Origin of the sequence: Paraburkholderia sp. EG304 (assembly GCF_046543485.1) — a bacterium.
GTDB lineage: Bacteria > Pseudomonadota > Gammaproteobacteria > Burkholderiales > Burkholderiaceae > Paraburkholderia > Paraburkholderia youngii.
This window is the reverse complement of sequence record NZ_JBKGUA010000046.1, coordinates 1-13,085: the sequence shown is the minus strand read 5'-3', so window position 1 is coordinate 13,085 and position 13,085 is coordinate 1. Positions and strand designations below refer to the sequence as shown.

Below are 13,085 nucleotides of genomic sequence, written 5' to 3'. Positions count from 1 at the left end.
GTTTTCCTCAATCGAGTGTCATCATTTCGGCTAGATACCCATCTCGCCAATTCAGATCGCCGGACCTGAAATGTCTGTCCAGCACAGCCTGAGCGCGGCCGTCCGAGCGCAATACCGCGAGCGTTTCTTTCGGGAAGCTCGCCTGTAGCATGCGGGTCTGATCTGGTGTCACCCACAGGTAGTCGCGATTGGGCGCGGCATCCACGATCATCTGGATCTGGTCGAGCGTGAGGCCGAACTTGTCGCGATACAGGTGCAGGTTGTTTTTCGCATCTGGGTTAGGCAGGTAGATGATGTTCGGGATGTTTTCCTTGAGCACCTCGAAGTCCGCAATACGGGCGACCTGGGCGAGGGATTGCGTCGCCATCATCAACGTGGCGTTCAGCTTCCGGATGGTTACGGCCCAGATTTCCAGCCGCTTATAGAAGCGTTCGTTCTGGAAAAAGAACCCCGCTTCCTCGACCTCGATCACGGTGTAGCGCTTGCCGTCCAGCCATTGTGCGATGCGGTAGAAGGCGTAGTCCATGAAGAGCGCAGCAGCGACCGGAAAGTTGTTGAACAGATCGCCCATCTCGATGGAGAGGTCATCGGACAGCGTGAATGCGTCCTCGACGTGATCGAAAAACCGGCCGTTTTTTTCGCCTTTCGTCCACACGGCCAGCCGCTCGCGCAACTCGATCGATAACATCGTGTTCAGATAGGACAAGGTCCATCGCTCAGGACCGTAACCGTCGCCCAGCGTGCTGACCGCTTCGAAAATCTCCCGCTCCTGGTTCTTGTTGCAGCGGAAGGTGTCGTCCTCGATGGCCATCTGCACCCATTCGGCGACGTAGGGGTAATGCTGTTTGTCGCACAGAAGGGACAGCGGATTGACGGAGGTCGCCGCTTCGAAGCGGCCTGTTGCGTCGAGAAAGCGCCCGCCTGCGAGGACCGTCGGGATTCGCGTTGATCTGTCCTTGTCGAAGCGCACGCGTCGGGCGCCGTGACGCCCCGTCTGCGACATGAGGAAGTTGAGCATGATCGACTTGCCCATGCCGATCGGGCCCAGAACAAGGAGGTGCGAGGCACCCCCCGGACGGTGCAGGTTCACACGCTGCAGCGTCTTATGCCGCGTGGGAAGCATGGTCAGCGGACCGGTCTTCTGGCCCGACTGCTGCGTCAGCCACGCATTGACAGTGCTGCCTTCAGCCACGCTGCGCACAGGGGCAATGTCGGAGACGGCCGGTGTCTCGACGAATTGCAGGCGCTTCTGCTTGTCCCACCGGCCCGGCAGCGTCGTGTTCCACGCGGCCGCCAGGTTATCTTTCTCCAGCACGACACCGAATCCGGCGTTGCCGATGCGGCCGACCACTTCGCGCGTGGCGTCGTCACACTCTTCGACAGTGTCGCCGTACACGATTACAGAAATGTTGGCGAAGCCGTACTGCTGCCCCTTTGCTGTAATCTTCGCTAGCGCGTCCTCGGCCTCCTCTGCGAGCATCATCCGACCTTTGTCGTTCTTCTGCTCTTCCTTGGAGAAATAGGCCTTGATGATCGCCATCGGATTGAACGCCGCGATCTTGTAGAAGCTGCGGATCTTGTCAATCCATTGCTTCGCCTTGGTGGCATCGAGAAAGCGGAACATCACGCAGATGTCGAGTTCCGCGTCGACTTCCGAAAGCACATCGAGTGCGGCCTCCTGAAAGCCCATCCATTCCTTGACAGCGACTATCTTGGCGAACCGCACGCCGTGCGCCGACTCGAACATCAGGTGCTCGGCGCCATAGGTAACCGTGCTTTCCGTGAGGTGGGTATCGAGCATCGTGACGGGGTAGCGCACACGTCGCGGCGGCACGGACGGATTGGCTGTCTGATGCAGATAGGCCAACGAGTGCTGCAGTTCGAGACGCTTTGCCTTCAGACGCGTCACACCCCCCTTGAACGCGTCGAGAATCGATTCGAAGCGCTTGATGTCCGATGTCATGCGCTCAAGGTCGAAAACGAAGGCGCTACGAGCGAGGAACGTGTCCTTCGCGGTCTCGATCAGAGCGGACAGCATCGACTTTCCGCCGACCGTCATGTGATAGGCGACCTTCTCGAATACCTTGTTGATGCCTGTTTCCGGGGTGTAGGCGAGCGAGAGTGAGTGGGTGTTGCGGAAGTACTTCCCGCTGCTCACATGGCTACGGTTGATCCGGTCGACGTATGCGTCGATGTCCGCTGCGAAATCTCCGTCGATAGTCCCTTGCACGCGACGGTGGGAGAGCCGCCACCATGCAGTAATGCGGTGATCGAAATTCTTGCACGCATTGTCGAGGTTGTTGCGCACCGACGATATGTCGTCGGCGTTAGGTGAATCGGCATCAACCCCTTCAAACGTGTAACAGGTCAGCAGCGACCCGTCCTTGTCGAGGACTAGTTCCGGCGTGACCATCGTCGCCCATGGCGCGATCTCCTGCACCGGCCGGCGCACAATTCGTTTCAGCATGGCAGGTCCTGGTCAAAACCATACGGCCGCTTGAACCGGGCCGAAAATTTCCCGGACGGAAGCGGCTCGTGGATGTCGGGATAGTGGTTGTAGACGAGCATGACGTCGCGCCACCACGGGTCGCGGCTGCTCTTCCAGCGCAGTACCCAATGGATGATGAATCCCACCGGCAGGAACGCGAAGGTCATGCTCGTATAGCAAAGCAGCAGCGTTAGTGTGCCGTTCGCGATCGCGAGGCCACGGTCGGCACCGCCCATCTGCCGGGGAAGCGACAGGCCGCGACTGACTTTCGTTGGCTCACGCACAGGTGTAGCTAACGCCCATGTGGTTCTTGACGATGTTCACCGCGCAGGCGGCGAGACCTAGCCCGACGAACACCGAAGAGATGATCTTGCCGATGGTGCTTTCCGAGTTCGCGATCGCGACGGCGCCGACGATGATCAGGACGACGCCGATCCCATACAGCCACGGGCCGCTGATATATGCCTGGATCAGACAGATCAGATCGGTTGCCGCGCCCAGATCGCTCAAGCTCACGGCCGAAGCGAATGGCGCGAAGAAAGCGAGGCTCGCCGCGACGATGGTCGAGCGGATCTCGCGTCGGCTCAGAAAGCGTTGGTATGCGGTGATCGATAGTGTTCGCAGGCGCGATGACACGGAATTGAGGGACTTCATAATGAACATACTCCTTATTGTTAGAAGACGCGGTTGAGGACATAGTCCCCGTCCTTGAACCCCTTGATCTCGACGATCTCGGAAACGTGGCGCAACTCGCCGGTGCGGCGCAGATGGATGACGAAATGAAAGCAATCGGCAATGGCCTTGCGCATGTCGACAAGGTCCCAACGACTGCCAGGAGGAATGCCCAACATCGCGAGGCTTTCCAGACGGCTCAAACCGCCCCGCGCATCATTGGAGTGAATTGAACCCAAGCCGCCATCGTGGCCGGTGCTCAGTGCCTGGATGAAGTCAAATGCTTCACCGCCGCGTACTTCGCCAACGATGATCCGGTCGGGACGAAAGCGCAGACACAGCGCGACGAGCGACTGTGTCGTGACGCCCTTGTCCGGGTTCGACAGGAACCGCACGAGATTTGGCACGCGCAGCTTCAGCTCCATCGTGTCCTCGATGGTGATGACCCGCTGGTCTTGCGGCACCTGTGCAGCCAGTGCGTTGAGGAATGTGGTTTTCCCGGTGGACGTTCCGCCCGCCACAAGCACGTTCTTGCGGCGAATGATCAGTTCGCGCACGGCTGCCATCAGGCCTTCATTCTCGATACCGGGATAAAAGAGCTCATCGTCGTTGTGCTCATGCCGCGCATTCACGCGCGAAAACGCACCCATTGCGACGTAGTCGGTGAGACTGAGATGCCTGTCGCTGTGCTTTCGGATCGACATCGCATGTCCGTCGATCGCCGTGGGCCGCATGACTGCCGCGATACGCAGACCTTTGTGGCCAGCGTTAATGATGCCCTGTGCAGTGCCGGCCTTCGCGGACTTTTCGACGGATGCGGCGAGCGAAAGGATCGCACCGTTTAAAGTCGCCTGATTCAGCGTGAGCTCAAGGCGATGCATTTCCCCGCGTCGCTCGATCCACACATTGTCGAAGTTATTCACCATGATTTCAGCGACGTCGCGTGCTTCGAAGTATTCCCGCAGCGGTTCGACGGATGCAAAGAACATCTGCACCGCACTCTCTTCGAGCGGGCGCACCTTGAGCAGGGGATTTTCGGCAGCTTCGGACATGCTGCTATTTTTCAGGGCTGGCCAACCCGGAGCAGAGCGAAAGAACGATCAAATCGATGAGCTTTTACCGATATGTCGGGCCCAGGACAGATTGAATATGGAGTGCGACGCAACGATCGCGCAATCCGTAGACTGAGCCGGCTCAGACGCCTAACCTGAAATGGCGCAGTAAAACCTCTAGCTTTTCGGGTAAGCCGCGCTTCGAAGTGTGTTGTACGATTCGCCCCTCGACACTCGTTGAAAAGACCATGGCCCGAACGATCCCGTTTGCACGAACCGCAGCAGCTGCACGTGCACGTCGAAACAGGACCCTCCTCTTGCCGATGCCCCGCGCCGAGGTCGACCGTCTTTGTCTGCAGGTTCACATCGCGCTCGACGTCATGCGGCGCGAACGCGGCAACGCAGGCGCGGCGCAGACGCTTTGCCAGGCCATGATACTCACAGGATTCCTGGCAGAGGCAGGTTACGGCGAAGCGACCTTCGAGCAGATGCAGCACGCCGAGGAGGTGATCTCTTCGGCCTTCGATCGCGGTCGCGAATCTGGCGTGTGGTCACTGGACGAGACTGGCTTCCGGCAATTCGCGGCGATCGTCTCGACCTACGACAAACAATTGCGTCGCGCGCCGCTCTCGGCTGTCGCTGACGCAAGTGACCGACTCGAGCGGTTCCGTGCCGGTGAGGCATTGGATCAGAGGGCGCGCAAGCGCGCGTAGGGGGGCTCCAGAGACTACGTTGTGGCCGGTAGTTGTTCGCCGCAGCCACCAGCATTTTGATGCGAAAGGCAAAGAAATCCTCGGATCAATGCATTGTTCTGGCATCCAGTTCGCTTCCTGATTATCAAGAATTTCCCTCGCGCATTAAATCGCTTATTGAAATAATCTAGCGGATCGGTCCACGAATGGCTGTGATTTATTTCTCATTTAGAAAAAGGTGTCTGAGCCGGCTCAGACGGCTTTCGACCGGTTTTGGCCAGCCTTCGGACGGGCAGCATGGCCCCAGAACACTGAAATCATTGGATATTTCTGGCTCCAGTCCCTCCCGCGGGCCCTAAACGGTTGTGTGCAACGCGTGCAATCGGGCTTTGGCCTTCCCGGACGAAAAAAAAAGCCCGGCAAATCGCCGGGCTTGGGTTCAGAACACGTGGCAGACATCGCCCGTCAGCAGATCACTTCCATCATCTCGCCGAAGGGTGCCTTCTTCGCGCGCCTGAGCGGCACGGTCGAAGCCCACAGAACGGGATAGGATGGCTCATCGATCGGGAACGCTCCATCCATGTCGGTGAGATAGACCAGAAACGTGGGTTGAATGCCTTCGTCGGCCAGCCGTTTGAACGGATCGACAAACGAAGTGCCCCCACCACCACGCACCGGCAGCAGCTCGACCGCGTCGCCGCGCTCGAAGATCTGCACCTGCTTTACACGCGTATCGCAATCCAGCACGATCAGCCGCCGCGGTCGCACAGTCTCATTGACAACGAGGATCTCCGCGTCGAACTGCGCCAGCGTCTCGTCAAACACTGAACCGCTGGAATCGCGCACGAACACCGCATCGCCGACCGCCGGTTCGTTGAGCGACGGCAGATACAGCCCCATGTGCAGATACCGGCGATTGGGCATCGCGAAAGTGTAGTCAGTCGGCGACGATTCCTGCGCAAAGCGTTGCAGGATCGCGCGCCAGTCAACCACAGGTTCCACCGCCACCTGGACCATACCTTCCAGAGAGCCGCCCAGCCCGCCCCGCATCTTCGCCGCTTTCGCGGCCTGCAGGACGGCGACCTTCCAGTCGGCTTCCTTCTGCGCCTTGTCGTCCCCTCTGTATTGACGGACCTCGCCACAGGAGGGAGCAGCCTCGGGAGAAGTGCCGGACCCGGGTGTTGCGCACGGAGTGGTCGCGCCGTTCGCGGACTGCGGCGGGCTGTTGCCCCCGGGTGTGCTGCCTGGCTGTTGAGCCGACTGTGGAGTCGACTGCTGGCCAGGCTGCGCATCCGGTTTGCCACCATCCCTCTTACCGTTGCCCTGCTGCTTTTCCTTCTGCCGCTTGTCCTGCGCGAGAATGCCGTAAATCTCCTCGGCCGACTTGCCGCGAAAGCGGGCGTCGAACAGCACGCCCTTCGGCAACTGCATGCCTGCGTCGTACACGATCGGATTGATCGCATAGTCACACGCGTCGTTCCAGAGTTTCGGATCGCGATCGCCCTGGCGCCAGCAGTGGCCGTTGGCCACGTGCAGAACCTCATGCGCCAGCACGCCGCGTGTCTCCAGATCGTTCAGGCCGCCGAGGTACGCCGGGTTGTAGCCCAGCGATTCCCCGTCGGTCCAGAACGTCCTGCACGACGGATCTTCGACCACCTTCAGACGCAAAGCGAGTGCGCCGAAAAACGGCTGGTCGAGGACCAGCGCCGTGCGTTGCTTCGAGATGCGCGGGTCCATGGCCACCTCAGGCGACGAGTCGCAGAAGCGGCGTCGGCTCCGGCTGGACAACCTGCTCCAGCGGCACGAACGTCGAAAGCTGATTCGCCATCGGCTCCGGTGCCCCGCCCATGAACGCTGCCATCAGCCCCTCGATTTCCGAGGCCTTGGCCGCGACCTGCGACCGCAGCACGCTCGACTCCTTAAGATCCGCACCCGTGTGAACCGCGAGATGCGTCTTCGCCTGTTCGAGGATGTGGCTGAGCTTCGGATCGTTCGTGAAGTTCAGCTTCGGCAGCAGTTCGCACAGTTCGCGCACCTGGTTGGTGACGCCCAGGCGAACATCGGTGGCACCGTACAGCTTGTCAGCCAGCTTCGAGACGGCCTCGTACAGACGCCCGACCAGATCATTGTTCGCCGTCGAGATCGAGGCAAGCACGTGCTGGTCGATTTCCGAACGAAGATCCGTCAGCACGTCGGCCGGCAGATCGACGCCAAACTGGCTTGCGTCAGGAAACGGCAGCACCGCGAGCTTGACGCCGAACTTCTCCGACATGCGGGCAAGCGTGGGATAGTCCGACTCGTTGAACAGCCCGTTGAGTTCCGCCCGTGCCTGTTCCTTCAGATTCAGGTAGTCGGTCAGAAAGACGGAAACGGCGAGATCGAACTCATCCTTCATCTTGCGCATCTGGTCGGCGAAGTCCATGTAGATCGCCGTCGGCAGCAGACGCACGCCCAGCTGTTCGTACTTCAGCGAGTGGTCGTAGTGATAGCGGCGAATGCGATTGCCGATCGAAACCACCTCCTTGTAGCTCGGCGCATGCTCGGGCAGCAGGCGCTTGTTGAAGCGCCCGATGTCCTTGGCCTGGTGGTTCTTCTCGACTTCTTCGGTCGCTTTCACGTCGAAGCAGCGCGCCTGCCAGGCGGATACCGTGACGGCCGACAGCATGACGCGGGATTTCAGTTCAGTGATGTTCATGGAAAACTCCAGAATAGAAAGGGATTGGATTGAGCAGAAAGAAAAAAGCCACGGCGCGCGAGGCGGGCCGTGGCAGAACGAACAACGGATGAAGCAACAGGCAGCGGCTTACTCGCCGCGGATGATTTTTCCGATCTCGCCACCCTGCGCGCGGATGAACGCATGGGTGCTCGCCAGTTCGGGCTTGCGACGCACGGCGTCACGCGCGAGGAGCGCACCGAATTCACGGTGGCCTACGTCGATCAGCCGCTGGTTGTAGGTCAGCACCCGCTCGAAGTTTCCTTCGGTCGAGTGCGCCGCCAGCGCCGAACTGACCGCATACAGCGCGGCCGGGGTCTCAGGGATCGGCGCCGTGTCCGGCGACATGATGATGGCGTCCGGCGACGGCAGCTCGCGGTAGATGGCAAGAAAGCTCATCAGTTCGGTCGCTGCCGCCTCGCCCACCGAACCCGCGTAGGAGACCAGCTCGAGCGACTTCGGCACGACCGGCATCGTCTTCGCGACGAATCCCCATGTTCGGGGGCTCGGTGCGTTTTCGATATCGCGCGCGGTCTTCTTCACGGACAGCAGATCCGGCCGGAATCGCAGAAACGCGATCAGTTCGGCAGGAACACCGCTGCGCGCCGCCCAGTCCGTCCAGTCGGCGATCGAAGGCTCAAGCTCGACCACCGTCGCAAAACGCGAGATGACGGGATCGAGAATGCCCGAGACACCCGCGTTGTCGTTGCGCCGGTTGGTGGCCGCAACGAACGTGACGCAGTCGGGCAGCGCGTGCTCGCCGATGCGGCGTGCCAGCAGCAGTTGCATCTTTGCCGCCTGCACTGCCGGTGATGCCTGGCCCAGATCGTCAAGGAACCAGAGCAGCGGCGTTGTCGCTCTCAATGCGCGCTCGAGATCCCCGAACGGCAGGAAGCGGGCGACGTTGCCATCAGGGAATGGCAGGCCCTTCGAGTCCGTGGGGTCTTCAACGACAGGATGGCTGATGAGCAGGTCATGCCCGGTTTCCTGAGCCGCCTGAGCGACGATGTCGCTCTTGCCAATGCCCGGAGCCCCAGTGATAAGCACCGGAAGGCGGGCCGGAATGTAGGTGATGAGCAGTTCGCGAAGTTGCGAGGCAGAGACTTTCATGGGGTACCTGAAAAGGAAAAGCCCCACGAAACAACGCCCCGGGGGGACGTGGTCCCTGAGGGGCGAGCTGGATGTGCCGCGGATGCGGCGCGTCGATGCGTCCTGGAGACGCGAAGAAAGATTGCGCCTTACGCCTGCGCGCCAGCCAGAGCGGCCAGTTGAGCTTCGGTAAGGGTATCGCGCGGCACGGCGGTCGCGCGGTTGAAGATCATGCTGCCGTAGAGATTGGCGAGACAGCGTGCTTCCGCGCACAGCACCGTCACCTCCTCGTCGGAGGTTGCCGGATTGCGGTTGCGCCACACGTTGATCGCGTTTTCGATCTGCGCGATTGAAACGTCCCGGTTTCCTGAAACAGCGTTCGGATGTTTCATGGCGTGTCCTCGAAGGAAGTGCCCCCGAACAACGCCCGAAGGGACGTGATCCCCAAGGGCAGCATTGTTGCCGGATCTCCGGCGGGTCGATGCGTCGTGGACGCGGGTAACAGAGCCCAGTATGCGCGGCCGCTGCGCGACGGTTTGCCCGAATGATGAGCAGATTGACCCCGCTTAGACTTCTCGCGTGACGCCAGGGCAAAAAAAAGCCGGCGCATAAGCGCCGGCTGTGGTTCAGGAAAATTGCCGTCAGACTAACGCTGTCTGAGCGGCCCGTGCTGCATCGATTCTGGCGATCATCGCCGCTTCCTGCTCGCGGTGCCGCCGGGACTTCTCTTCGCCCACGCCGTTGTGCTGCTCGATCACGTAGGCGAAACAGACAGGATTGGCCGGACCGCGCCACGCCTTCCAGGCCTCCATGATCCGCGCGCGCACGTCGGGCGTGCATGCGAAGTACTCGCGACGCAGGCGACGCCATTGCTGGGCGTACAGATCGCGCATGCGTTGCTCGCTCTGGTACAGCAGCCGTTCGCGCCGTTCCCGCTCTTCATCAACCGAAAGCGCCTGAGGCACCTCGATCTGATCGCTGAAGAGCGGGTAGGCACGCTCGATCTTTTGACGAGCCCGATCCTGACGGCTCAGATGCAAGGCTCGCATCCGCGAAGTCCAGCGAAGACCTTCGACCTTGGGTGTACGATCGAATCGCATGGTCGCTCCTCAGGCTGCAAGCCGCTCGAGCATCGCGCGGGCGTAATCCAGCGTGCCATCCTTTACCTGCAGACGACGCGCCTCGTTAAGCTCAGTGTTGACGAGCGCGTACTGTTTGCTCGCCCCCTTGCGCCAGTCCCGGATCTCCCGGAACCCCGATGCGATCGCGTCCTCGACATGCTGGGCGCCATCGATCACGACGCCGTCGCCGCGCTTATAGCGGGCATTCTGCGCGGCTTCCTTCGCACGCTGCGCATCCTGCTCCTTGCGCTCCGCCTGCTTGCGCGAAAGCTCGCTCGCTTCCCATGCGGCCTGCGCAGTCCCGTCGAGTCCGCACAGTTCGAAGATCGCACGACGCCGGGCCTTCGCCTTCAGGCCTCGCAACTTCACGCCATGGAACTCGAGCACGACCTGCTTGCTGCTCAGGTTGTCATCATCAGGCGTGTCGAGGATGTTCAGCAGGCTTGCCACATCGCGCGACTCCAGTGCAACGGCGACACGGTTCGGCCACTCGAACGTCTCACGCCCGTGTGCGAGCAACGCCATCGAACGTTCCAGCGCGTGCCGACGCGCACTGAGCCGCCCCTGCGTGCGCTGCAAATCCGCATGGTCCAGCTTCTTCTCCCGGCGCCAGTCGGCGATCAGTTCACGAAGCCGGGCGGCCAGCGCATTGACCGGCTGTCCGACCGTTACCGGCTTGTCGAACATCTCCGGCAACGGCTCAACCGGCAGGATGCCCGCCGCGAAAAGCGCATCGTCGACTTCGATGAAGTCCGGCGCATTGGATACGCCCGCGACCGCGGCCACCAGATCGACAGTTTCCGGGGTGACCGGCTGTTTCGCCACACGCATCACGGATAGCAGCTGCTGCAGTTTCGCGGCCGGCAGCCGCCCGCGCAGCGACGGAACGTCCAGCAACGTCGAGGCCCATTCCAGGTCATAGCGGAATGCCCTGTCCATCGCCCGGTATTCCGAGAGCACCGCTTCGGGAACGGGCTCGTTGCGCAGCAACGCGTAGGCGACGTGCACCTCATGTCGTCCGTTCGTGCTGCCTCCCGGCACACAAGGACCGCCGCAGCCAAAACCAAAGCGTTCCATGGCCACGTCATTGAAGAGTGTCGACAGGTTGAAAAACTGCCGGGCTTCGCGCGCGGCCGCCTGTTGCGCATCGATCTGGTCGGTCGATAGGAACCGGGTTGGCGTGCGCGCAAGATCGAAAAGCGCGAACAGCAGTTCCCAGTGCGACGCACGGATCTGCCAGGGCTTCGGCTCAGGGCCATACGTCGACAGCCACAGCGAACGGACTTCGTCGAACATTGCCGCGACGATTTCTGCGACCGTGCCGTCACGACGGATGCCGAGCGTGCCGTTGTAGCGCGTCACGCGAAGGCCAGCCCCATTGCCATGAAGCTCAATCGAGGCGGTTTCAGTCGCCTGGACCCGCTCGTTGGCAAACCGCGCGAAAACACCCGAGAGCGTCGGAGTGGTGAACACTTCACCGGGGATAGAGAGTTGGTACATGTGTTGGCTCCACAAAAATGGAACGGGGCCAACACCCCCGTCAGGGGACATTGGCCCCGTCAGGGATTGGATTAAATGAGGAGAAGCGAATCAGTCGAGGGCTAGCATTCGGGACACCACTGCGGCGGTCGCCCACGCCTGCGTACGCGAACGCGTCTTGACACGCAGGACAGGCTGGCTTTTCCAGTGGCCAGCCTCGCCAAGCTCGACGAACTGGATCAGATCGACCTGGATAATCCAGCCCTCGGAGTTGACGTGCGCAATCGACAGCACCAGACGCCGGCGGGCTGACAAGCCATCCGGCCAATCACGCGAACCGGCCAGCCCGTACCAATCTTCATTCGGATCGTTCGCGACATTAGCCGCAATAATCCATACAGGCTCAAGTTCAAACCGGCGAAGAATGCGGCCGATGTGTCTGGCAACCTGGTTGATAGTTTTCCCAGCAGGGTCAAACGGCGTGCTGGCATGCACCACCGGTGGTTCAAGAAGTTCGGACATGGGAATCGGATCGGAAAATAAAAAAAAGCCACACCTGTGAAGGTGCGGCCTTTGATGAAATGCAGCTCGCCTTGGCGAGCCATTGACAGTAGCGTCTAGCGGGGAATGCGGGGATACCGACGTTCGCGCTGTGCCCTATGGGCATTGCGGTCCATCAGCGCGCCGAGACCGTAAAGCGCCAACGCAGCGCCGACAATCAGATAGCTGATGTCCATGCTCATTCTCCTTTCATGGAATGCATGCCACGAACAAACGTTATCATAAAACCCAGGATGATACTGGCCTCGAGCTTGATACTCTCGAGCGTCCATTCCTGAGTCGAATGCCACACCCCGACCGCGCCGAGAAAGGCTGCGGCTGCGATCGTGTGGCAGAAGCGGCCAAACTGCTGCTGCTGATCGTTCGTCGGATCGGTGAATGGTTGCAACAGGCGGACGACGACTCCTTCCGCCCCGCTGCGCCGAAGCGTCTCACTGATGCCAAAACTGCCATCGGTTCTGGCATCCAGACGTACGGTAGCGCCGTCGATGAGGGCCGATACAGCGGGCGGCGCTTCCGTGACACAGACTTCGCGGAGTATGCCCAGCAGGCGCTCCGACGGGTAGACCTGCTCCATCTCGCGCAGGTAGCTCGCCCGATCGGAAATTGTCATTCCCGACGGATACTCGACCTGGATGTCGACGATTTCCATCGCGCCTCCTAGCGTCGTTCGCTGTCGATGCCTGCGGCGAGCCGCAAGCCACCAAGCAGCGCATCGTATCCCTCGCGGGACGACAGTTGCTCGAATGACACCGCATTGTCGCCGCCGCCCGACAGATCGGAGCGGCCGCGACGCGTGCGGAACGAAACGGCGACCCTGTGCCGGGTCGGGGAGTCTGCAACCTCCAGCATGAGGGCCGGGGTTCGCAGGGTGACGCGGCAACCGCGATTGCGGCGAGCCGGTTCGGTGACAATTTCGTGCTCGCCGGAACGCAAACGCAGATCGCGGGCGACACGACGCAGCATCTGCGTCGCGTGGTGTGTGATGGCGGCGTCCGTTGCCGCGCCGGCGCTACGCCGGTCCGCATGGAACACCTTTGGAATCTTGAGCATTTCAGCCTCAGAAAAAGAAAAAGCGAGGTGCCCTTTAGCAGGCTGTTGAAATACCCCTCGCCGGCGAGCAGCACTTCATTTCAATGAGTCGCTGCGCCGGTTTGTGATGTCGATTTGATGCTCAATGCCTTTTATTCAGGTGGAACCAATGCCATCTCCTGGCCG

The 13,085-nt window shown here is 60.9% G+C and carries 14 protein-coding genes; 1 reads left to right on the top strand and 13 read right to left on the bottom strand.

Translation table 11 applies throughout. The features are described 5' to 3' along the window. Positions 1 to 7 precede the first annotated feature (7 nt). Genes ACLFKU_RS33885 through ACLFKU_RS33870 form a run of 4 tightly spaced genes read right to left on the bottom strand, consistent with a single transcriptional unit; the run spans position 8 to position 4,212 of the window. Complete coding sequence (locus ACLFKU_RS33885; RefSeq protein ID WP_410852028.1) at positions 8 to 2,467, bottom strand: VirB4 family type IV secretion system protein; 2,460 nt, start codon at positions 2,465 to 2,467, stop codon at positions 8 to 10. Beyond that, complete coding sequence (locus ACLFKU_RS33880; RefSeq protein WP_321576926.1) at positions 2,461 to 2,772, bottom strand: VirB3 family type IV secretion system protein; 312 nt, start codon at positions 2,770 to 2,772, stop codon at positions 2,461 to 2,463. Before ACLFKU_RS33880 ends, ACLFKU_RS33885 begins: the two co-directional genes overlap by 7 nt. Next, on the bottom strand, positions 2,765 to 3,142 hold the full coding sequence (locus tag ACLFKU_RS33875; RefSeq protein ID WP_227749420.1) for a TrbC/VirB2 family protein: 378 nt from the start codon (positions 3,140 to 3,142) through the stop codon (positions 2,765 to 2,767). Before ACLFKU_RS33875 ends, ACLFKU_RS33880 begins: the two co-directional genes overlap by 8 nt. Before the next feature lie 20 nt (positions 3,143 to 3,162). Next, the gene (locus ACLFKU_RS33870; RefSeq protein WP_152854570.1) at positions 3,163 to 4,212 is read right to left on the bottom strand and encodes a CpaF family protein; all 1,050 of its coding nucleotides are present in this window, start codon (positions 4,210 to 4,212) and stop codon (positions 3,163 to 3,165) included. Positions 4,213 to 4,460: 248 nt separating this feature from the next. Here ACLFKU_RS33870 and ACLFKU_RS33865 point away from each other — a divergent pair, with 248 nt between their 5' ends. Beyond that, the gene (locus tag ACLFKU_RS33865) at positions 4,461 to 4,925 is read left to right on the top strand and encodes a hypothetical protein (RefSeq protein WP_410852027.1); all 465 of its coding nucleotides are present in this window, start codon (positions 4,461 to 4,463) and stop codon (positions 4,923 to 4,925) included. A gap of 444 nt (positions 4,926 to 5,369) precedes the next feature. Here the strand turns inward: ACLFKU_RS33865 and ACLFKU_RS33860 are convergent, their stop codons facing one another. The 9 genes from ACLFKU_RS33860 to ACLFKU_RS33820 all read right to left on the bottom strand — a co-directional run bounded on the left by ACLFKU_RS33860 (position 5,370) and on the right by ACLFKU_RS33820 (position 12,920). Continuing rightward, complete coding sequence (locus tag ACLFKU_RS33860; RefSeq protein WP_410852026.1) at positions 5,370 to 6,641, bottom strand: DUF2201 family putative metallopeptidase; 1,272 nt, start codon at positions 6,639 to 6,641, stop codon at positions 5,370 to 5,372. Positions 6,642 to 6,648: 7 nt separating this feature from the next. Then, positions 6,649 to 7,599 (bottom strand): hypothetical protein, encoded by a 951-nt coding sequence (locus tag ACLFKU_RS33855; protein WP_410852025.1) that lies wholly within the window; start codon positions 7,597 to 7,599, stop codon positions 6,649 to 6,651. Between the two features lie 108 nt (positions 7,600 to 7,707). Continuing rightward, a complete protein-coding gene (locus ACLFKU_RS33850; protein ID WP_410852024.1) occupies positions 7,708 to 8,727 on the bottom strand; it encodes an ATP-binding protein in 1,020 nt (339 codons plus the stop codon). Between the two features lie 128 nt (positions 8,728 to 8,855). Then, positions 8,856 to 9,098 carry a DUF3717 domain-containing protein gene (locus tag ACLFKU_RS33845; RefSeq protein WP_410852023.1) on the bottom strand — a complete coding sequence of 81 codons (243 nt, stop codon included), beginning with the start codon at positions 9,096 to 9,098 and terminating at the stop codon, positions 8,856 to 8,858. Between the two features lie 249 nt (positions 9,099 to 9,347). After that, positions 9,348 to 9,755, bottom strand: a complete 408-nt coding sequence (locus ACLFKU_RS33840) for a hypothetical protein (RefSeq protein WP_410852056.1) — start codon at positions 9,753 to 9,755, stop codon at positions 9,348 to 9,350. A 60-nt stretch (positions 9,756 to 9,815) separates the two neighbouring features. Further along, positions 9,816 to 11,327, bottom strand: a complete 1,512-nt coding sequence (locus ACLFKU_RS33835; protein ID WP_410852022.1) for a hypothetical protein — start codon at positions 11,325 to 11,327, stop codon at positions 9,816 to 9,818. A 90-nt stretch (positions 11,328 to 11,417) separates the two neighbouring features. Continuing rightward, positions 11,418 to 11,828 carry a hypothetical protein gene (locus ACLFKU_RS33830; protein WP_184144320.1) on the bottom strand — a complete coding sequence of 137 codons (411 nt, stop codon included), beginning with the start codon at positions 11,826 to 11,828 and terminating at the stop codon, positions 11,418 to 11,420. Between the two features lie 217 nt (positions 11,829 to 12,045). Next, positions 12,046 to 12,519, bottom strand: coding sequence for a hypothetical protein (locus ACLFKU_RS33825; RefSeq protein WP_410852021.1), 474 nt, complete (start codon positions 12,517 to 12,519; stop codon positions 12,046 to 12,048). A gap of 8 nt (positions 12,520 to 12,527) precedes the next feature. Then, entirely contained in the window at positions 12,528 to 12,920 is a 393-nt protein-coding gene (locus tag ACLFKU_RS33820; RefSeq protein WP_410852020.1) for a hypothetical protein, read from the bottom strand. Positions 12,921 to 13,085 lie beyond the last annotated feature (165 nt).